Origin of the sequence: Streptococcus pyogenes (genome assembly GCF_002055535.1) — a bacterium.
GTDB classification, from domain to species: domain Bacteria; phylum Bacillota; class Bacilli; order Lactobacillales; family Streptococcaceae; genus Streptococcus; species Streptococcus pyogenes.
In genome coordinates, this window is record NZ_LN831034.1 from 170,046 (window position 1) to 191,785 (window position 21,740).

Consider the following 21,740-nt stretch of genomic DNA (forward strand, 5'->3'; position numbering starts at 1 on the left):
TGCATTTTGGAAACGATATTACAAACAAAATTACCAGTAGCTCAACTGGTGGAGCAGCTAACGGAGTGGCTAACTAAAACTTTCTCAGGTCTATTTGATATTATGCAAGTAGTTGGTAGCTTTTTGATGGATTGGATGACCAAAACACTTTTATTTATCCACCCGTTACTTTTTATTGTTCTAGTAACAGCAGGGATGTTTTTCCTTGCTAAGAAAAAATGGCCTTTGCCAACCTTTACCTTGTTAGGATTGCTCTTTATTTACAATCAAGGGTTATGGAAGCAGCTAATGAATACCTTTACTCTGGTGTTAGTAGCTAGTTTGATTTCGGTACTTATTGGTATTCCGCTGGGGATTTGGATGGCTAAAAATGCCACTGTCCGTCAGATTGTGAATCCTATTTTGGACTTTATGCAAACCATGCCGGCTTTTGTTTACTTGATTCCTGCCGTTGCCTTTTTTGGTATTGGTATGGTGCCTGGAGTATTTGCTTCAGTCATCTTTGCCTTACCACCAACGGTTCGTTTCACAAATTTGGCCATTCGTGACATTCCAACAGAATTGATTGAGGCCTCAGATGCCTTTGGGTCAACTGGGAAACAAAAGCTCTTTAAAGTGGAATTGCCTTTAGCTAAAAATACTATTATGGCAGGTGTTAATCAGACCATGATGTTAGCCCTTTCCATGGTAGTAACAGGCTCCATGATTGGTGCTCCTGGTTTAGGACGTGAAGTCTTGTCAGCCCTTCAACACGCTGATATTGGTAGTGGATTTGTCAGTGGTCTTGCCTTGGTTATCTTGGCGATTGTGCTTGACCGTATGACACAGTTGTTCAATAGCAAACCTCAAGAAAAAGCCAAAGCTGGCAAAACCAATAAATGGATTGGTTTAGCAGCCCTTGCTGTCTTTTTGATAGCTGCTTTAGGACGCGGTATTATGGCTATGACTTCTGGTATGGCAGATAAGGGTGAAACTGTTAACATCGCTTACGTGCAGTGGGATTCTGAGGTTGCCTCAACTCATGTGATTGCAGAAGTTTTGAAAAACGAAGGTTACCATGTGACCTTGACTCCGCTTGACAATGCCGTTATGTGGCAAACCGTTGCAAATGGGAACGCTGATTTTTCAACTAGTGCTTGGTTGCCAGTCACCCATGGCCAACAATATCAGAAATACAAGTCAAAATTAGATGATTTAGGACCTAACCTAAAAGGGACCAAACTTGGTTTAGCTGTTCCAAAATACATGACAGATGTCAATAGTATTGAGGACTTAAGCAAACAAGCCGATCAAAAAATCACAGGGATCGAACCAGGTGCAGGTATCATGGCAGCAGCCCAAAAGACTCTAAAAGAGTATCATAATCTATCTAGTTGGGAGTTAGTGGCGGCATCAACAGGAGCCATGACGACTTCCTTGGATCAAGCGATCAAGAAAAAAGATCCTATTGTTGTGACAGCTTGGTCACCACACTGGATGTTTGCCAAGTATGACTTGAAGTACCTTAAAGATCCTAAAGAAATCTTTGGCTCGACTGAGAACATCAATACCATTGCTCGTAAAGGCTTGAAAAAAGAACTTCCAAATGTCTACAAAATCATTGATAAGTTCCACTGGACCCAAAAAGATATGGAAGCAGTCATGCTTGACATCAACAAAGGCATGAGTCCAGAAGCTGCCGCCAAAAAATGGGTAGAGGCAAACAAATCTAAAGTATCAAGTTGGACAAAATAAGTGCTTTTGTCTAAATAGCAAATAGAGAAGTCTAGGAATTATCCTAGGCTTTTTAGGTTAACCATTTACTTATCAGCAAAACCAATGGCTTAAAGGAGAAAAGCCCGTCCCTCTGTGTTATAATAAGCTTATGGAAAACAAGAATAAATTACTATTAATTGATGGGTCATCTGTTGCCTTTCGTGCCTTTTTTGCCCTCTACAATCAAATTGACCGCTTTAAAAACCATAGCGGTCTTCATACCAATGCCATTTATGGCTTTCATTTGATGCTAGACCACATGATGAAGCGAGTCCAGCCCACACACGTGCTGGTGGCTTTTGATGCGGGCAAAACCACCTTCCGGACAGAAATGTATGCCGATTATAAGGCGGGTCGCGCTAAAACCCCAGAGGAATTTCGTGAGCAGTTTCCTTATATTCGTGAGATGTTGACAGCCCTTGGGATTGCTTATTATGAGTTGGAACACTACGAAGCAGACGATATTATCGGGACGCTTGATAAAATGGCGGAGCGCACAGAAGTGCCTTTTGATGTGACCATTGTCAGTGGTGATAAAGATTTGATCCAGTTAACTGACGAAAATACCGTGGTTGAAATTTCTAAAAAAGGGGTAGCCGAATTTGAAGAATTCACACCGGCTTACCTCATGGAAAAAATGGGATTGACGCCAAACCAGTTTATTGACCTCAAAGCCTTGATGGGAGATAAATCGGATAATATTCCAGGAGTGACCAAAATCGGTGAAAAAACTGGGCTCAAGCTCCTTCATGAATTTGGTAGTTTAGAAGGTATCTACGAGCATATTGATGGATTCAAGACCTCAAAAATGAAAGAAAACTTGATTAATGATCGTGACCAAGCTTTCCTATCTAAAACGCTCGCCACTATCAATACAGCATCTCCTATCACAATTGGCTTAGATGATATTGTCTACAATGGTCCAGATGTTGCTAGTCTCTCTCAATTTTACGATGAGATGGATTTTGTGCAACTCAAGAAAGGTCTTGCTAGCCAGATGCCTCAAGAGCCAGTAGCTGTCATTTCCTATCAAGAAGTGACCAATGTGTCTGCTGATTTGTTTAGCGCAGAAGACATCTTCTACTTTGAAACGCTTCGGGACAATTACCATCGTGAGGCCATCATTGGTTTTGCTTGGGGACATGGTGAGCAGATTTACGCATCCACAGACCTTGGCCTATTAGCGACGGATAGTTTTAAGCAGGTCTTCCAAAAACCCATTGCCACTTATGATTTTAAACGTAGCAAGGTCTTGTTGAGCCACTTAGGAATTGAGTTGGTAGCACCTAGCTATGATGCTAGATTAGCTAATTACCTTCTGTCAACTGTAGAAGACAATGAGCTTAGCACCATTGCCCGCATTTTTACTGACATCTCTTTGGAAGAAGACGATACAGTCTATGGTAAAGGTGCTAAACGGGCTGTTCCTGATAAAGACGTCTTACTAGAACACTTAGCTCGTAAGGTCAAAGTATTATTAGATAGCAAGTCTCAAATGCTAGACAAGCTCACTGCCCATGAGCAACTAGACCTCTATCAGAATATTGAATTGCCTTTGGCTAATGTCCTTGCTAAAATGGAAATTGAAGGGATCAAGGTTAATAGGGCGACTTTGCAAGATATGGCAGAGCAAAACAAGGTCATTATTGAAGCGCTCACCCAAGAGATTTATGATATGGCTGGCCAAGAATTTAATATCAATTCGCCTAAACAGTTAGGCAGTATCTTGTTTGAGAAGATGCAACTACCTCTTGAGATGACTAAGAAGACCAAAACAGGTTATTCTACAGCTGTTAATGTTTTGGAACGTTTGGCACCGATTGCTCCAATTGTGGCTAAAATTTTGGATTACCGCCAGATTACCAAATTACAGTCTACTTATGTGATTGGTTTACAGGATTATATTCTGGCTGATGGCAAGATTCATACCCGCTATGTGCAGGATCTCACGCAGACAGGGCGTTTGTCTAGTGTGGACCCTAATCTTCAAAACATTCCCATTCGTTTGGAACAGGGGCGTTTGATTCGTAAGGCCTTTACCCCATCTCATGAAGATGCCGTCTTGTTGAGTTCAGATTACTCACAGATTGAATTGCGGGTACTGGCACATATTTCAGGGGATGAGCATTTGATTGCTGCCTTTAATGAAGGGGCAGACATTCATACCTCAACGGCTATGCGTGTGTTTGGGATTGACAGGGCAGCAGATGTTACTGCCAATGACCGCCGTAATGCCAAGGCTGTTAACTTTGGAATTGTGTATGGGATTTCTGATTTTGGTTTGTCAAATAACCTTGGTATCACCCGTAAACAGGCCAAGTCTTACATTGATACCTATTTTGAACGCTATCCTGGGATTAAAGCCTATATGGAAAATGTGGTGCGTGAGGCTAAAGACAAGGGCTATGTAGAGACCCTCTTTAAGCGTCGTCGTGAATTACCGGATATCAACTCTCGTAATTTCAACGTTCGCTCTTTTGCGGAGCGTACAGCCATCAACTCGCCCATTCAAGGAAGCGCAGCTGATATTCTCAAAATCGCTATGATTAATCTGGATAAGGCCTTGCAAGCAGGTGGTTTTAGAGCTAAAATGCTGCTTCAAGTGCATGATGAAATCGTTTTGGAAGTGCCAAATGATGAGTTGACTGCTATAAAAAAACTTGTCAAAGACACCATGGAAGCTGCTGTTGATTTAGCTGTTCCTTTATGTGTCGATGAAAGTACTGGGCATAGCTGGTACGAAGCCAAATAAGTTTTCTTACTTGTTATTTCTCATTTTGACAACTTATGTTATAATAAACTAAAAAATTGTAGGAGAAGTCATGAAGCTGCTTTGAGCTTTTTGACGGATAAGGTTAAAAGTGATTGAAGCCATGCTTTAGGAGTTATCCTGCTATATTGAACAGCTGTAGAGGTTATTAAATAGATAGGGGAACAAGTGATTTATTCGTTTCAAAATCCCTCAGAGGATGTCCTAAAAGCTTACTTGGAGTCAGCCAAAACCATTGCGGTTGTTGGTCTTTCTGACCGCAAAGACACAGCAGCTTATGGTGTCGCCAAATTTATGCAGGCTATGGATTATCGGATCATTCCAGTCAATCCCAAATTAGCAGGTCAGCTTATTTTGGGAGAGAAGGTCTATGCCAGTATCAAGGCAATTCCCTTTGAGGTTGACATTGTAGATGTCTTTCGCAGAAGTGAGTTTTTACCAGAAGTTGCCAGAGACTTTTTAGCAGGTCAGGCCAAAGTCTTTTGGGCGCAATTAGGCCTTGAAAACCAAGAAGCACAAACCATTTTACGGTCGGCAGGCAAAGAGGCTATTGTGATGAACCGCTGCCTAAAAATAGACTATTTGCAATTAGTCGCTAAACCAGAATGCATCACAAATCATTGAAACTAGAGACGTGCGTGATAATAAAGGAAAAAAAGATAGGAGTAGCAGCTTATGGACATTCATTCACATCAGCAAGCCCTAGATGCCTATGAAAATGTCCTAGAGCATCTACGGGAAAAACATATTCGAATTACAGAGACACGTAAAGCCATTATTTCTTACATGATTCAGTCCACAGAACACCCTAGTGCCGATAAGATTTACCGTGACTTACAGCCTAACTTTCCTAACATGAGCCTTGCCACAGTCTATAATAATTTGAAAGTTTTAGTTGATGAAGGTTTTGTCTCAGAATTGAAAATCAGCAATGATTTAACCACCTACTATGACTTTATGGGCCATCAACACGTCAATGTGGTTTGTGAAATATGTGGGAAGATTGCTGACTTTATGGATGTTGATGTTATGGATATTGCCAAAGAAGCCCATGAGCAAACAGGTTATAAGGTCACGCGTATCCCAGTTATTGCTTACGGGATTTGTCCGGATTGCCAAGCAAAAGACCAACCTGATTTTTAGAGTTAACCCTTAAATAAAGGCATTATAAATATAGTGCCTTTACAAATCAAAAACCCCCAGTTCACTACCAGACCTTTGTTGCTTATTTTAAAGAGTTATTTGCTGGGGATCATAAGGAATTAAAGGAAAGAACCATCAATCATCTCCTCTATTGTTTGTTCCTCACCTGGGAAAATCTCTTTCTTACAAATCAATCGCGTCGTCGCTTGAAACTATTAGTGGTTGAGAGAAGTTATAACAATGTTGGCAACTTCTTAAAAGAGTATTTTGGAGGATTTTTTGAGATTGTCAACTTTGATGACTTGAGGCTGACCATGGTTGATATGGTGTCACTGTCTTCAGAGTATGACGTAATTGTGACAGATATGATTCTTGAGCAAACAACGGACTCCGAAATTTTATTTTTCAATCAGATGGCCCCTAGTGTGGTGGCGAATAGATTGACAGACATGTAACTAAACAATGATAATATCTGTGAGAGCATCGGAATTTAAAAAATGAGCGATAAATAAGATTAAGAATAAGTTAGACTTACAAGGAGTAGAGTCTATTACCTTGAAAAAGAAAAGCAAGGTTTAATTATTCAACTTGAAAAATTAAAAAACAAAAAGATCGAAAAAGAGATTCTTAGTGAATCTATGTATTAATATTTTTAAATGCATAATGAGGAAGTTTAGTGAAAAAGTATTTAAATCAAAATGTTTATGATGCATTGATAGAAAGATTACATTTTTTGTTTAATGATTTTCCTATTGTCTATATTTCCTTCTCAGGTGGAAAAGATAGTGGGTTACTTCTTAATATTTTACTGGATTTTAGAGATAAATATTATCCGGATAGAGAAATAGGTGTGTTTCATCAAGATTTTGAAGCACAGTACAGTTTAACAACAAAATATGTTCAAGAAACATTCACTTCTTTAGAAGGTAGAAAAAAAGTTTCTTTGTATTGGGTGTGCTTACCGATGGCTACTAGAACTGCACTTAGTAGTTATGAAATGTTTTGGTATCCGTGGGATGACAAAACAGAAGATATCTGGGTAAGACCAATGCCATCTCAAGATTATGTTATTAATTTGGAAAATAATTCAATTACTACTTATCGTTATAAAATGAATCAGGAGGATTTAGCGAAACAATTTGGTAGGTGGTATAAACAAATTCACGGAAATCAAAAAACAGTTTGTATATTAGGAAACCGTGCTTCAGAATCCTTACACAGATATAGTGGTTTTATCAATAAAAAGTATGGTTATCAAAAGGAATGCTGGATTACCAAACAATTCAAAGATGTCTGGACAGCATCTCCCTTATATGATTGGTCAGTGGAAGACATATGGCATGCTTACTATAAGTTTTCTTATTCTTATAACGAACTTTATGATCTATTTTATAAAGCGGGTTTAAAACCATCACAAATGAGAGTTGCATCTCCTTTTCAAGACTATGCTGTTGATAGCCTAAATCTTTATAGAATAATAGATCAAGAAACTTGGGTAAAGCTTTTGGGACGTGTTCAAGGAGTTAACTTTTCGAATATTTATGGACGTACTAAAGCAATGGGATATAAATCAATTGCTTTACCAAAGGGTCATTCGTGGAAGTCGTATACTCAGTTTCTTTTATCAACGCTACCAGTGAGGTTAAGAAATAATTATGTTAGAAAATTTAATAAATCAATAGACTTTTGGCATAAAACAGGCGGAGGACTTGCGGAGGAAACAATTAATGAACTAATTGAAAAAGGATATCGTATTGCTAGAAATGGTATTTCAAATTATACCTCTTTTAAACATTCAAGGGTTATTTTTTTAGATCAAATTCCTGATGATACAGACGATATTGTAACAACAAAGGATATACCAAGCTGGAAACGAATGTGTTTCTGTATTTTAAAAAACGATCATATTTGTCGAACTATGGGGTTTGGTTTGACAAGAGAGCAACAAAAAATAGTAGCCTTTTTAAAAGAGAAATATAAGACGAGTTTAAAGGAGTTAGAAAGTGAGTAATTTTATTAGTCCAGTCTATGAGATTAAATCAATTCCAATTGAAAAGATTTCTCCAAATGATTATAATCCGAATTCAGTTGCTCCGCCTGAAATGAAATTATTGTATGATAGTATAAAATCTGATGGTTATACTATGCCGATTGTTTGCTATTACGATAAGGAAGAGGATCGGTATAGTATTGTTGATGGTTTTCATAGATATCGTATAATGCTAGATTATTCAGATATTTATGAAAGGGAAAGTGGGAGATTACCTGTTTCTGTTATTGATAAGTCATTAGACTATCGAATGGCTTCTACCATTCGACATAATAGAGCTAGAGGAAGTCATGATGTTGATTTGATGAGTCAGATTGTAAAGGATCTTCATGAGTGTGGGCGAAGTGATAACTGGATTGCAAAACATTTAGGAATGGATAAAGATGAAATTTTAAGACTGAAACAAATAACAGGATTGGCTTCTCTTTTTAAGGACCATGAGTTTAATCAATCTTGGGAACCAGAAGAGCTATTAAATGAGTAAACAGGAAGTAAGAGACTCATTGTCAACTGTAGTGGGTGACTTATCATTAACAACGAGAGAGAATCAGATTGGTTCTCTCTTTTTGGATGTTCAAAGCGATGAGGATTTTGGTTTTAAAGTTGTCAAAGTTCTGAAATCTAAAGGCATTGTACTTAATGCCCTTGATGAGTCTGTTTGTGGCTTCAAGTTTGTCGTTGAATGAGGCAGCTGGAGGGCAGCGGTGACGTATTTTTGTAGCGGACAGAGGATTGAGAGCTGTTTTGAAAGTATGTGTATAAGGGGACTTCATACCATGGACTTGTCAAGAAAAATAGACATAAAGTTAAGCTAATGAGTAACTATTTTTTCAAATTCTACAGGTGAGAGATACCCTAAAGCTGAATGCAGACGTTTAGGGTTATAGTAAGTCTCACTATATTTAAAAATCTCAAGCTGAGCTTGCTTAATAGTTGCGAAATGAGCATCATTGACAAGCTCTCTTTTTAATGTTTTATAAAAGGCCTCCATGAGTGCATTATCGTATGGATTACCTTTTCGACTCATCCTGGACTTACATTTTTTCCATCTAAGTAGGTCCTGAAATCATGCTCCGGTATATTGAGAACCCTGATCTGTATGGACGATTACCCCTTCTTTAGGCTTTTCTCTATTATAAGCTTGATTGAAAGCTTCTGTTACCAACTTGTCTTGCATACGTTAGCCCATTGCCCAACCAACAACCTTTCTACTATAAACGTCTATCAAGACAGACACATAAAGTATTCCTTCTTGTGTAGGAATGTAGGTTAGGTCTCCTAGCCATAATTTATTCTTACCAGTCGCTTGGAAACATTGATTAACAAGATTGGGACGAGTTCATGAAGAACGTCGACGGTTATAGTATTTATATTGATATCGACTTCCTTTAGCATAGAGACCTAGCTGATGAAGGAGTCTACCAACACGTTTATAATTGACATGGATGCCACGTCTACAAAGTTCTTGGGTAATTCGTACACTTCCGTAACGCTCTTTATGTTCATAGAAAATGGCTTTAATCATTTCCTTTAAAGCTTCATTCTCAACATGCCTTGAAGAGGGACGACGTTTTAAATAAGCATAGAAACCTGAACGGGAGACTTGAAGAGTTTGACAGGTGTGATGACTATTCAAGCTAACACTATTTTCCTTCAGAAGCTGAAATTTTATTTCCGGTTTGGCTTCAAAAAGACCTGGAACTTTTTTAGAAGAGCTAATTCCTCCTGTAGCAGTTTGTGCTCTTTTTCAAGTTTTTTTGTCTCAAATTGAGCATGACGAAGTGCGCTCCCATGTCCTGGGAACGCACTTTCTCCATATTTTTCATATTCTTGAATCCATTGATAAAGACTATTGGGATGAATTTCTAAAGTTGAACTAACCATTTTTACAGACTGCTCTTCCTCAAGGATGAGTTTTACAGCAGAGAGTTTGAAGGCTTTATCAAAGGTTTTTCTTGGCATAATGACTTTTCCTCGTTTCCACTTAATTTTGTGTCTACTTTATTATACCAAGTCCAACCTTAAGTTAGACAATAAATCTAACTTAAGGAAGCTAGCAGCATGAGAATCCAGATGGTCAAGAGTGCCAAACTTAAGCTGATGGGCACACCCAGAAGAATTTGTTTTTTGAAAGCAAGACTGCGTTCCTCTATATGGGGAAGGGAGAGTTGAATGAGGGAACCAGCTGATGAAAAAGGAGAGATATTAGTAGATAGAGCGCCAATAATAGTGGCTGTTGTGAGTAAGCGAATATCAATGTGAGGACTTTGAGCACTGATGGTAGCAATGATGGGAAAGAGAGTTGGGGCTACGACGGATAGGGTGGAACTAAAGAGTGACATCACTCCGGCTATCACACAAAAGAACAGAGGTAACCAGAAATGAGGAATGGTTGTTGTTATGAGGTGCCCTATCAGTGTAACTAAACCTGACTTGACCGCTAGAGACATTAGTAAGCTCATACCGCAGAGCATGATAATTATAGCCCAGGGAACCTTAGCCAAAATGGCTTCTTGCTTCCCTAATTTGAGCCTTAAGGCGAGGCAGACCATGAGTATTGAGACAAAGCCAATATCAAATGTTTGTCGATAAGTAGCTATCCATGCGATGTTTGGGAAAATGAGATGCAACAAGGGAAAAAGCCAAACCAAAACCATGCTGCTGATCATGAGCAAGGTGGTTTGTCTTTGGACCTTGCTGAGGACTGGTGGTTGGTCAATAGTCAAGGATGAGTTTGTTCTTCCCTTACTGTAGCGGATGTAACAAGATAATAAAAGCAAGACGATGAGTGGGTAGATAATGCTGACGATAAAGATATGATTGCCAAGTGAAAAAGCTTGCTCTTCCCATCCCATTTGCTTAAACAGGCCTTGAAAGACAATGCCTGAGCCACTGGTTATCAAATTAGCCCCTCCTGAAGCTCCCCAATTGACGGCTTGAGCTCCAATCAAAGGGTGTTTGTCCGCTTTTTGACAGAGGGTAATCGCTAGAGGACAGCAAACGGCCATAGTAGTGAAAAATCCAGCACCTAAAGCAGACAAAAGGGTTGCTATCAGGTATAAAATCATGTAGAGGGCGTTAGGGTGGGTGCGTGTGCGGTAGAGAATGTGTTGAGCCAAAACATCAAGAGTGCCGTTAGTTGTTGCAACGTTATAAAAGAGAGAGACGCTAAAAATGGTAAAAAAGAGTGAGGTTGGCCAAAAATGAAGAAGTTCTTTGGGGCTTAATCCCATGAGAGTGGTTGCGATGAGGTAAGAAAAAGCAATAGCCAGCAGGCCAATATTGATTTTGGTGCGGTAACCAATTCCAATGGCTAGAGCAATGGCGCTAATTATTATTAAATGAATCATTGAATTGTCCTTTAGTTAGAATATGAAAATAGGTTGGCAATTTTGGCGCTCAAAAGACCACCTGTTTCCTATTGGTACTTGACTATTATACACAAAAAAATTACAATTGTCTTGACACTTGTTGGGATTTAAAATGAGGTATTCAGGTTTGTGATTTCCTACGGAAGTTAATAGCAATTGCCTCTAGTGCTTACAAGTGATATTAAAAATAGAGGACTTAGTGATGTCAATCATTTCAACTGATTTAACCCCTTTTCAAATAGATGATACATTGAAAGCAGCCTTGCGAGAAGATGTTCATTCCGAAGATTACAGTACCAATGCCATTTTTGATCATCATGGCCAAGCCAAGGTGTCGCTTTTTGCCAAGGAAGCTGGTGTTTTAGCGGGGCTAACCGTTTTTCAAAGGGTTTTTACCCTATTTGATACTGAGGTGACCTTCCAGAATCCTCATCAATTTAAGGATGGGGATCGTTTGACTAGTGGCGATTTGGTTTTAGAAATCATAGGCTCGGTGAGAAGCCTCTTAACATGTGAACGCGTTGCCTTGAATTTTTTACAACATTTATCAGGGATTGCTTCGATGACAGCTGCTTATGTAGAAGCCTTAGGCGATGATCGCATTAAGGTATTTGATACTCGAAAAACCACTCCTAATTTACGTCTTTTTGAGAAATATGCCGTGAGAGTTGGCGGTGGCTATAATCATCGCTTTAATTTATCAGATGCTATCATGCTAAAAGACAATCACATTGCGGCAGTAGGTAGTGTTCAAAAGGCGATTGCTCAAGCGCGTGCCTATGCCCCTTTTGTGAAAATGGTCGAGGTGGAAGTGGAAAGCCTTGCTGCTGCCGAAGAAGCTGCGGCGGCGGGTGTTGATATTATCATGTTGGATAATATGTCATTGGAACAGATTGAACAGGCCATTACTCTAATTGCAGGACGTTCTCGGATTGAATGTTCTGGAAATATTGATATGACCACTATTAGCCGTTTTCGTGGTTTAGCGATTGATTACGTCTCCAGTGGTAGTTTAACCCATAGTGCTAAGAGTCTCGATTTTTCCATGAAGGGTTTAACCTACCTTGATGTCTAAGTTGCAAAATAAACTAACTTTTTAAAGGATGTCTTTCCTCTAGAACGAGTTTTATGTCAGATAGTTTAAACGCCTTTTCAAATACTTTCCCTGTTTTCACCTGATTCGTGTCCGCTTATTATACCAATTCCAAGCATTCACCTGAAAAAACGATAGGGAGAGGTTAGTGTTTTTATTGTAAAAGTTCCACGCCAAATCCATGAAGAAAATTTTGTTTTCAGAAATCACGATTCATCATAATAAAATCAATCAAAGTCGTTAACTAGGAGTGTACTGACCCCAAAAAGTTGGACAAATAATTATTGAAAGGATTTAGTTCTGTATTGGACAGGACTAAATCCTTTTAGTTTTGCTTTAATTCGTTTGTTGTTGTAGTAAAAAATGTAATCTGTAATAGCTTCTTCAAGCTTGTCAAGTGATTGATAAGTTGTCTCGAGTCCATAAAACATTTCAGATTTGAGAATGCCAAAGAAGGATTCCATCATGCCGTTATCCGGACTATTCCCTTTGCGGGACATGGATGCCAGAATACCTTTAGACTCTAAAAAATCATGGTAGGACTGGTGTTGGTATTGCCACCCCTGGTCACTATGAAGAATAGTTCCGCTGTATGAATCTGCTGGAAAAGTCTTCTCAAGCATGGTTTGAACCTGTTTCAAGTTAGGAGACCGAGATAGAGTGAAATCAATAATCTCACTGTTATAGCCATCAAGAACAGGTGATAAGTAGAGTTTTCCTTCAGGTAAGGCCAACTCCGTCACATCAGTGTAACATTTTTCGTAAGGTTTAGAGCCTTCGAAGTGACGTTTAATCAGATTATCAGCCTTCTTACCAACCTCTCCTTTGTAAGAAGAATACTTGCGCTTCCGACGAATGCGGGCTGCTAAGCCCATGACTTTCATGAGACGTTGAACTTTCTTATGATTGACCACAAATCCTCGGTTACGCAACTCCATATGAATACGACGATAACCGTAATTACCTTTATGCTCATCATAAATCTCTCGAATCACATGCTTTAGTTCTATATCCTTATCTCCTTGAGCTAGTCGCTTCACTTGATAGTAATAGGTGGAGCGTGATAAATCAAGGATTTCAAGTAGCATCTCTAAGGGAAATTGATTCCTTAATGCTTGAATGATTTCTGTTGCTCTTTGAGTTTTGCTTCGTCCCTCAAGCGGTATTCTCTCAGCTTTTTTAGCACAGCATTCTCCGCTCTAGGGTATTCTAATTCCTTCTGAAGACGTTCAACCTCTGTCATCTCTTCCAAATTTTTCTTACGTTTACGCCCCATCTTACTCGGTCTCCCTCTTGGTTTTTCAAGAATAGTATAACCGTTTTTCTTGTATTGCGCTATCCACCTTGAGAGCATACTAGAAGTTGGTAAAGCATAATCTAAGGATGTTTGTTTCTGAGATTGGCCGTCAATCAGGACTTTATTTATTATCTCTTGCTTCAGTTCTGGAGAATAATAATGATTCTTACATTTTTGAACAATGGTTACCCCATACCTATCAATCAAGCGAATCATATATTTGAGATCGGATTCTGCCATATCAAACTTTTTTGATATGGATTTAATGGACTCTCCCATTTGCCGTAACTCATAAATCTTAACTTTCGTTTCTTGATTAAATTTCATAAAAAAATAGCACCCCAATCGTTAGATTTTGTGTCTAACTTTTGGGGTGCAGTTCAAGGGCTATTTTTATGGATGGAGGATTTATTTAGTCTTTTTGATCGTCATACATCATAGGAGTAGGATTTTTATTAAGCTGATGAAGGCTTAAATGTTCTCCTTCAATTGGGTCATCTTTGTCTTTGAAACGTTTCTTGAGTTGATCATAAAAAATGACATTGGCTGTTGTAAAATATGGTAAAAGATAGATATTAAGTAACCCAAAAGTAACAATATTCAGTAGAAACCAACCGGTGAAGCTAAGTTGTAGGAAAAAAAGCTTCCATTTATAACCTTTCATCATAGCTACACTTGTTTCAATGACGGCTATAGCTCCTAGATAAGTCCCCTCTTTAACCTCATCGTAGAGAAGGTATTCTGATAGACTATAAGCGTAATAACGGTTGATATAAATACCAAAACCAATTAAGGACAAAACTGCTCCAAATAGTAAAAAGATCAGTGAAATGACTGTTGAGCTACCTGATTTAGCATTGACCAAAAACGCTGAAAGTCCGGAAAGGAAAATAAAGAGGCCAAAAAACCAAATTAGTGACCAGATGAGAAAGAATAGCCACTTAGTGATCGCTAAAACCAGCAGGTTCCCAAAGAATTCTTTTGAGAAGGCTGTTGTTGATTCGGCAAAAGAAACTTTCTGACGAAAATGCCTAACAACATCAATCATCGTAAAGGATGCTGATAAAATGAAAAGGCTAAGGATAAGTCCTAGTAGTAATGGGAAATAACTAGCCGCTAGCGAGACTTCAATACCACTAGATAGGACGTAACCTTGATGAATCTCAATACCGAAATGAAACATAAAGAGAAGGGTTGGAATTAAAAATAGTAAATACTTGCCAGAGAGATTTTTTAACGTGTCTCTAGCCTGGCCTTTGATTGCTTTAATTGACATAACAGACTCCTTTATTTCATTATACCATAAAACAAAATGAGACAGCTAACCATTATTTTGACTATACTTTTTTGGGAAAGCATGACAAATTATGGATTTTTTGATAAAATGATAGGCGCTAGAACAACATGTCATCTTGAAGCCCTTCATTATGATGGAAACTCAGGCAGATCAAAAAAGCTCAAGACTGTTTAACTTGATAGCAAGGAAGAAAGCACATGACAGATTATCCGATTAAGTATCGCCTTATCAAAGCAGAAAAGCACACCGGTGCACGCTTGGGCGAAATTATCACCCCTCACGGGACCTTTCCGACACCAATGTTTATGCCAGTGGGAACTCAGGCTACTGTTAAAACACAGTCTCCAGAAGAGTTAAAAGCAATTGGATCAGGGATTATTTTATCAAACACTTATCACCTCTGGTTGCGTCCAGGAGATGAGTTGATTGCTCGCTCTGGTGGTCTGCACAAGTTTATGAACTGGGATCAGCCAATCTTAACCGATTCGGGTGGTTTTCAAGTTTACTCTTTAGCCGATTCACGAAACATCACTGAAGAAGGAGTGACTTTCAAAAATCACTTGAATGGCTCAAAAATGTTTCTATCACCCGAAAAAGCCATTTCCATTCAGAATAACCTTGGCTCAGACATCATGATGAGTTTTGACGAGTGCCCGCAATTTTACCAACCTTATGATTACGTGAAAAAATCCATTGAACGTACTAGCCGTTGGGCAGAACGTGGCTTGAAAGCCCATCGTCGTCCTCATGACCAAGGATTATTTGGAATTGTGCAAGGAGCTGGATTTGAGGACCTTCGTCGTCAGTCTGCGGCAGATTTGGTGGCTATGGATTTCCCAGGTTATTCTATTGGTGGTTTAGCTGTTGGGGAGAGCCATGAAGAAATGAATGCCGTCCTTGACTTTACGACTCCCCTCTTACCAGAAAATAAACCTCGTTACCTGATGGGAGTGGGAGCACCAGATAGCTTGATTGATGGTGTGATTCGTGGTGTCGATATGTTTGACTGTGTCTTGCCAACGCGTATCGCCCGTAACGGAACTTGTATGACTAGTGAGGGGCGTCTTGTGATTAAAAATGCCAAATTCGCTGAAGATTTTACCCCACTTGATCATGACTGTGACTGCTACACTTGTCAAAACTATAGCCGTGCCTACATTCGTCACTTGCTAAAAGCGGACGAAACTTTTGGTATTCGTTTGACAAGCTACCACAACCTTTATTTCTTGGTTAACTTGATGAAAAAAGTACGTCAGGCTATTATGGACGATAACTTACTTGAATTCCGCCAAGATTTTCTTGAACGGTATGGTTATAATAAATCAAACCGTAATTTCTAATTAAAAATGCTATGATCCTGGAACTGAGGGCGATCTATCGTCTTTGGTTTCAGTTTTTTTGTATAGACGGATGTCCTATTGCTTTCAACTGATAGGTCACTCTTTAAAGGGAAGTTCTTGTTTTACGTGTTCTTTTTCAGAAAACAGTTACCCTTTTGTAAAAATAGAGTTGACAAATCATAAGCTTTTGATTAAACTATTACAAGAGGATGAGATATGACGGACTGTTTTGGAATTGACCTTGACCAAGAGTATCGGTGCCTACATTATCATACCCCGCTTGATATTGTTGGGCTCAAATGTGCTTCTTGTCAGACTTATTATGCTTGTTACCATTGCCATGACCAGTTAACAGATCATGCCTTTGTGCCAACAGGACATCAAGAAACATCTCCTGTTATTTGTGGGCATTGTCGAAAGCTCTTGAGTCGAGCTGAGTATGGTTGTGGATGCTGTCCTTATTGTCAAAGTCCCTTTAATCCAGCCTGTCATAGGCACAAGGATATCTATTTTTTAAAGGAGTCGTAACTGATGTTTACAACCAAAGAACTTGTTAAGGTGGCTATGATGACCACTTTGATTATTATTTTAGGCTTTATTCCTGCTATCCCGCTAGGCTTTATCCCAGTCCCTATTGTTTTACAAAACTTAGGTGTCATGTTGGCTGGATTGATGCTGGGTGGTAAAAAGGGAACCTTATCTGTTTTCTTATTTTTAGTGATTGGCCTTTTCTTACCTGTTTTCTCAGGCTCAAGAACAACCATTCCAGTATTGATGGGGCCATCTGCTGGCTATGTTATTGCCTACCTTCTTGTGCCTATTGTCTTTTCATTACTTTACCGCAATTGGTTCTCAAAAAGCACGCCATTAGCATTCCTAGCTCTTTTAATCTCAGGAGTTGTACTGGTTGATGTTCTGGGTGCTATCTGGTTGTCAGCCTACACTGGCATGTCTCTTGTGACATCGCTTTTATCAAACTTGGTCTTTATTCCAGGAGATACCATCAAAGCAATCATTGCGACCATTATCGCTGTTAAATACAAAGATAGTTTTTTGAATACAAAACAGTAATCTAATCATCAAATAGTTAAGTTGTGTTGAACAGGTCTTGGCAGATTTATCTGCTAGGACCTGTTTTTGGTGGGTCTCAATCCTCTTTGACACTAATTTTTGTTATAATAAGAGTTAAAGCAAGAAAGAAGGGTTTGAGATGAAATTAACCACCTTAGGGTCTTGGGGAGCCTATCCCTATCAAGATGCAGGCACAACCTCTTATTTGGTCACAGGACATGACGGCTTTCAGTTATTGATGGATGCTGGTAGTCGAGCGCTCAATGAGCTGGAAAAAGAAATCAGTCCTCTCGATTTGGATGCAGTGATTATTAGCCATTACCATCCAGACCACGTGGCCGATTTAGGCGTGTTGCGCCATTATTTTCAACTTTATCCTAAACACCTGTGGCAGCCTAAAGTATTGCCCATTTATGGGCATGATGAGGACCGAAACGAATTTGCTAAGTTAAGCATTCCTGATGTTTCAGAAGGTAGAGCCTATGATGTTACTGGAGTTGAACAGATTGGTTCTTTTGACATTACCTTTCTTAAAACAGTCCATCCAGTTGTGTGTTATGCCTTTCGAATTGTAGAAAGAGCGACTGGTCAGGTACTTGTCTTTACTGGAGACAGTGGTTATTTTGAAGGATTGGCAGACTTCGCAAAAGAAGCAGACCTTTTCTTAGCGGATGTTTACTTATACGAAGGCAATGAAAATCATATGGCCCATTTGACCAGTAAGGAAGCAGGACTAATGGCTAGCCAGGCAGGTGTTAAGAAGCTTGTCTTGACCCACATGCCACCGGTTCCTCCAGATGGTATTAATTCCAAAAACCATTTAGAAGTGTTGAGGCAAGAAACACAGGCCTATGCAGGTAATATTCCTGTTGACCTTGCCTTACCACACAAATCTTGGAACTTGGGGAGTCTTTCTTGATGCCATATAGTTTAGAAGAGCAAACTTATTTCATGCAAGAGGCTTTAAAAGAAGCCGAAAAATCCTTACAGAAAGCTGAAATCCCCATTGGCTGTGTCATTGTCAAGGATGGTGAGATTATTGGTCGTGGGCACAATGCGCGTGAAGAGAGTAACCAAGCCATTATGCACGCTGAAATGATGGCTATTAACGAGGCTAACGCTCATGAAGGCAACTGGCGTTTATTAGATACCACACTCTTTGTGACCATCGAGCCTTGTGTGATGTGTAGTGGTGCCATTGGGCTAGCAAGGATTCCGCATGTTATTTATGGAGCCAGCAATCAAAAATTTGGTGGAGTAGACAGCCTTTACCAGATTTTGACAGATGAGCGCTTAAACCATCGCGTGCAAGTTGAACGAGGCCTGCTAGCAGCAGACTGTGCTAACATCATGCAAACCTTTTTCCGCCAAGGGCGAGAGCGCAAAAAAATAGCTAAGCATTTGATCAAGGAACAGTCAGATCCCTTTGACTAGAGTTTTAAGGAGTTTGTTATCACATGCATTTTTGGTGAAGGGTAGCCTGTCAAAATACTGAGTGAAACGTTAGACCATTTTTCCAATGGTTGTTAGATTCAACATACGAAGATAGAATATACAAAAGGGCGTTTCCAAGTACTAGAAGCGCTCTTTTTCAGACCCAATCGAGATGAAAACAATCGAAAAATAAAACACGTGATGACTAGATGAGTTAGTCATTCTTAAAAAGATTTACTATCTAAAAACAGATAGTAATGGCTCACCTTATTTTTGTTTTTAGTAAACTTATCAAGTTCAGACTTCTAGGGCTCAGAGCTGTCAGTTATCTGTTGCGTAGATTGACACTGACACAGGGATTAAAAACAAGTGACTTATAGGCATGGCTTGAGTTATTTAATCTTTTGTCTTAGCTGATATATTTTGCTAAAGCATTAAAAAAGAGCTCATCACTGTTGCTAATGTTACAAGCATTAGATGTGCTCAATCTGAAAAGGTTATATCTATTGAAGACGGTTAGAATAATAATCGCCTTCAATTGTGTTAGTATATCAATTTCTTGTAATGTTTGACAAAGATAATCATCTTAACTTTGTGTTTCATGTGTCTAAACCTAGTTCCTACTAGCAAATGAAATACTAAGAGTCTCTGGTAAGAGTCCATAGGTAAAGCCCGTATAATTATTCCAATACTGATTGAAAAGGTTATGATAACCTGTTTGATTCGTCGTTAAATCAGTTACCATTTGTTGATAATCATCTTGATGAGCAAATTGTAGAGACAGTGGCTCTTGTCTATTTAACAACTGATTTTCAAGGCTTGCAAGGATGGCGTCACTGTCAAACGTTGAGATATAGCTTTGATGACGTTTAGAATAAAGCAAAGAATCATCTGTACAAGAAGGTATAGTCCAAACATTTTCAAAACGTTCTTTAGTATTAAAAGCAATGTCTTTGCTTGGCTGATGTGATAAGGCCATTAGATAATCTGGCAGGCATAGAAAACTGTAATTGATAGTTCCTTGCTTTTGATGTGAGAGATGGTTATCAAAAACAGGGTCACCCCAAGTGACATCAACGCCATAATAAGTGTTATTAATTTGAACAGCATTCCATGCATGTGCAAAAGATTGCTGAGGTTGCTGAGATGTACCAGTTCCACGGATATAGGCGACTGGAATGCCAGCTTTTTGACAAAGAAACTGAAAGGCTTGGGCATAGCCATTACAAACAGATAAATGATCAATAAAAACACTTTTAATGTCTTGATTAGAAGCGACCTGGGCTTGACTGCCTGATTGATAGGCTTCAAAGGCTTTTTTATTGTAGTCTGTGTCTCGAATGATGACCTCATAAAAATATTTGACCTGCTCATAGCGATCCTTTGATGGCGTGTTTGCGACGATATCATTACCGATTGCTTGCAAGTCTTGATAAATGTTCTTGGCATCTTCTGGGATAGGAAAGGTGACAAAGACCGTTTGATCAGAAAACTCAAATCGATAATCGGCAGATGTAATCCAGTAAAATTCGGGATTATCCATCACAAAGGCGTCAATTGTTTTAATTAAGCTTTTTTTAGAAGCCGGCGTCAAACTGATGATTTCACGAAATTGTGCTAAACTATCGTATAAAGTGAGGTAATTTTCTTGTTCGGTTTTGGATAATTGTTGGAAATAATACCGTTGTCTTACTTGTTTGACGATTTGTTGGCGCTTTTTTCCGGTTAAAGAAAAAACAGAATCGGTATTAGAAGGTTTGCTAGTGTTGTGACACGCAGACATACCAACTGTCATAAGGCCAATTACTGTTAAGATTTTAATCTTTTGTTTCATCATAACTCCCATTCTAATCTAATAATCTTATTATAACATAGAGAATAGCTGGAATGGGGAGAGGGAAAGATTTTCAAAAAGCAAAATCGTGTTTGGAAAGGGTCATGATTTTTCTAGGTATTCAGTCCATCTTGTCCCAAAATGAAGCTATGCTCACTTGAAAGTGATTTTACTTAGTTGGAAAACTTGCAAACTGTCCGTAATATGATATAATAATAGGCGGAGCAACACTTGTGCGTGAAGTGGGTCAGGGGAGGAATCCAGCAGCCCTAAGCGATTTTCGGGTGTGTGCTCTTTTTTTGTTGACTTTACTAAAGTAATTTCCTCCTTCTATAGTGTCATCAGTTGTTGAAACCGATTGATATTTTTATTTAGGCTAAGAGGTATAAAACAGGACATAAAAAGTTTTAAATGAAAACAAACATTTTGACAATTATCATATTATCATGTGTTTTTAGCTATGGAAGTCAATTAGCTTATGCAGATGAAAATTTAAAAGATTTAAAAAGAAGTTTAAGATTTGCCTATAATATTACCCCATGCGATTATGAAAATGTAGAAATTGCATTTGTTACTACAAATAGCATACATATTAATACTAAACAAAAAAGATCGGAATGTATTCTTTATGTTGATTCTATTGTATCTTTAGGCATTACTGATCAGTTTATAAAAGGGGATAAGGTCGATGTTTTTGGTCTCCCTTATAATTTTTCCCCACCTTATGTAGATAATATTTATGGTGGTATTGTAAAACATTCGAATCAAGGAAATAAATCATTACAGTTTGTAGGAATTTTAAATCAAGATGGGAAAGAAACTTATTTGCCCTCTGAGGCTGTTCGCATAAAAAAGAAACAGTTTACTTTACAGGAATTTGATTTTAAAATAAGAAAATTTCTAATGGAAAAATACAATATCTATGATTCGGAATCGCGTTATACATCGGGGAGCCTTTTCCTTGCTACTAAAGATAGTAAACATTATGAAGTTGATTTATTTAATAAGGATGATAAGCTTTTAAGTCGAGACAGTTTCTTTAAAAGGTATAAAGATAATAAGATTTTTAATAGTGAAGAAATTAGTCATTTTGATATCTACTTAAAAACGCACTAGTGCTATTCTCCCCCCTTTGCTTTTTAAGTATTCAAATGATTGCCATTTTTAGATAATGAGAGTAAGTAATGTTAAGAAGATAGCATGAGAAAGTATTTACAGGTGATTGGGGCTTCAATTGCCTTTGTAGGTGTGGCTTTATGCATTGATCATATGCATGATGGGGTTA

At 38.6% G+C, this 21,740-nt stretch carries 18 protein-coding genes, 1 other RNA gene and 2 pseudogenes; 15 read left to right on the forward strand and 6 right to left on the reverse strand.

Translation table 11 applies throughout. The features are described from left to right. Positions 1–6: 6 nt before the first annotated feature. From B6D67_RS01015 to B6D67_RS01045, 7 genes are all read left to right on the forward strand, one after another. A complete protein-coding gene (locus B6D67_RS01015) occupies positions 7–1,734 on the forward strand; it encodes an ABC transporter permease/substrate binding protein (RefSeq protein WP_010921843.1) in 1,728 nt (575 codons plus the stop codon). 130 nt (positions 1,735–1,864) lie between these two features. Continuing rightward, positions 1,865–4,507, forward strand: coding sequence for a DNA polymerase I (gene polA, locus B6D67_RS01020; protein WP_010921844.1), 2,643 nt, complete (start codon positions 1,865–1,867; stop codon positions 4,505–4,507). A 186-nt stretch (positions 4,508–4,693) separates the two neighbouring features. Next, positions 4,694–5,149 carry a CoA-binding protein gene (locus B6D67_RS01025; RefSeq protein WP_002986334.1) on the forward strand — a complete coding sequence of 152 codons (456 nt, stop codon included), beginning with the start codon at positions 4,694–4,696 and terminating at the stop codon, positions 5,147–5,149. Between the two features lie 51 nt (positions 5,150–5,200). Continuing rightward, positions 5,201–5,668, forward strand: a complete 468-nt coding sequence (gene perR / locus B6D67_RS01030) for a peroxide-responsive transcriptional repressor PerR (protein ID WP_002986328.1) — start codon at positions 5,201–5,203, stop codon at positions 5,666–5,668. A 218-nt stretch (positions 5,669–5,886) separates the two neighbouring features. Then, entirely contained in the window at positions 5,887–6,123 is a 237-nt protein-coding gene (locus tag B6D67_RS01035; protein WP_014635252.1) for a hypothetical protein, read from the forward strand. A gap of 221 nt (positions 6,124–6,344) precedes the next feature. Next, the gene (locus B6D67_RS01040; RefSeq protein ID WP_010921845.1) at positions 6,345–7,679 is read left to right on the forward strand and encodes a phosphoadenosine phosphosulfate reductase; all 1,335 of its coding nucleotides are present in this window, start codon (positions 6,345–6,347) and stop codon (positions 7,677–7,679) included. After that, positions 7,672–8,202 (forward strand): IbrB-like domain-containing protein, encoded by a 531-nt coding sequence (locus B6D67_RS01045; protein WP_002987925.1) that lies wholly within the window; start codon positions 7,672–7,674, stop codon positions 8,200–8,202. The genes B6D67_RS01040 and B6D67_RS01045 overlap by 8 nt, the downstream gene beginning before the upstream one ends. A 46-nt stretch (positions 8,203–8,248) precedes the next feature. On the opposite strand, the pseudogene B6D67_RS10180 reads toward B6D67_RS01045, so the two are convergent. The 3 genes and pseudogenes from B6D67_RS10180 to B6D67_RS01070 all read right to left on the reverse strand — a co-directional run. Next, positions 8,249–8,398, reverse strand: a pseudogene (locus B6D67_RS10180) (ISL3 family transposase); the annotation flags it as partial. Positions 8,399–8,529: 131 nt separating this feature from the next. Then, positions 8,530–9,680: pseudogene (locus tag B6D67_RS10060) on the reverse strand (IS3 family transposase). Between the two features lie 77 nt (positions 9,681–9,757). After that, the gene (locus tag B6D67_RS01070; RefSeq protein ID WP_002984130.1) at positions 9,758–11,068 is read right to left on the reverse strand and encodes an SLC13 family permease; all 1,311 of its coding nucleotides are present in this window, start codon (positions 11,066–11,068) and stop codon (positions 9,758–9,760) included. Between the two features lie 223 nt (positions 11,069–11,291). Here B6D67_RS01070 and nadC point away from each other — a divergent pair, with 223 nt between their 5' ends. Further along, positions 11,292–12,164, forward strand: a complete 873-nt coding sequence (gene nadC, locus B6D67_RS01075; protein ID WP_010921848.1) for a carboxylating nicotinate-nucleotide diphosphorylase — start codon at positions 11,292–11,294, stop codon at positions 12,162–12,164. A 299-nt stretch (positions 12,165–12,463) separates the two neighbouring features. Here the strand turns inward: nadC and B6D67_RS01080 are convergent. Both B6D67_RS01080 and B6D67_RS01085 read right to left on the reverse strand, forming a co-directional pair. After that, a protein-coding gene (locus B6D67_RS01080) for an IS3 family transposase (protein WP_164875334.1) occupies positions 12,464–13,806 on the reverse strand; the annotation gives its coding sequence in 2 pieces (ribosomal slippage) (positions 12,464–13,356 and positions 13,356–13,806; 1,344 coding nt in all). An 85-nt stretch (positions 13,807–13,891) separates the two neighbouring features. After that, on the reverse strand, positions 13,892–14,755 hold the full coding sequence (locus tag B6D67_RS01085; protein WP_010921851.1) for a DUF975 family protein: 864 nt from the start codon (positions 14,753–14,755) through the stop codon (positions 13,892–13,894). A gap of 218 nt (positions 14,756–14,973) precedes the next feature. Here B6D67_RS01085 and tgt point away from each other — a divergent pair, with 218 nt between their 5' ends. From tgt to tadA, 5 genes are all read left to right on the forward strand, one after another. Beyond that, entirely contained in the window at positions 14,974–16,116 is a 1,143-nt protein-coding gene (tgt, locus tag B6D67_RS01090) for a tRNA guanosine(34) transglycosylase Tgt (RefSeq protein WP_010921852.1), read from the forward strand. Positions 16,117–16,332: 216 nt separating this feature from the next. Further along, positions 16,333–16,644, forward strand: a complete 312-nt coding sequence (locus B6D67_RS01095) for a CHY zinc finger protein (protein WP_010921853.1) — start codon at positions 16,333–16,335, stop codon at positions 16,642–16,644. Positions 16,645–16,647: 3 nt separating this feature from the next. Beyond that, entirely contained in the window at positions 16,648–17,187 is a 540-nt protein-coding gene (locus B6D67_RS01100; RefSeq protein ID WP_010921854.1) for a biotin transporter BioY, read from the forward strand. A gap of 139 nt (positions 17,188–17,326) precedes the next feature. Further along, entirely contained in the window at positions 17,327–18,106 is a 780-nt protein-coding gene (locus tag B6D67_RS01105; protein WP_010921855.1) for an MBL fold metallo-hydrolase, read from the forward strand. Then, positions 18,106–18,621 carry a tRNA adenosine(34) deaminase TadA gene (tadA, locus tag B6D67_RS01110; RefSeq protein ID WP_011285373.1) on the forward strand — a complete coding sequence of 172 codons (516 nt, stop codon included), beginning with the start codon at positions 18,106–18,108 and terminating at the stop codon, positions 18,619–18,621. Before B6D67_RS01105 ends, tadA begins: the two co-directional genes overlap by 1 nt. Positions 18,622–19,234: 613 nt before the next feature. On the opposite strand, the gene B6D67_RS01115 is transcribed toward tadA, so the two are convergent. Further along, positions 19,235–20,467, reverse strand: coding sequence for a transglutaminase domain-containing protein (locus B6D67_RS01115; RefSeq protein WP_010921856.1), 1,233 nt, complete (start codon positions 20,465–20,467; stop codon positions 19,235–19,237). 199 nt (positions 20,468–20,666) lie between these two features. Between B6D67_RS01115 and ffs the strand changes: the two genes are divergently transcribed. After that, positions 20,667–20,765, forward strand: an RNA gene (ffs, locus tag B6D67_RS01120) — signal recognition particle sRNA small type. Positions 20,766–20,866: 101 nt separating this feature from the next. After that, positions 20,867–21,571, forward strand: a complete 705-nt coding sequence (gene speG / locus B6D67_RS01125) for a streptococcal pyrogenic exotoxin SpeG (protein ID WP_010921857.1) — start codon at positions 20,867–20,869, stop codon at positions 21,569–21,571. The last annotated feature ends 169 nt before the right edge of the window (positions 21,572–21,740 follow it).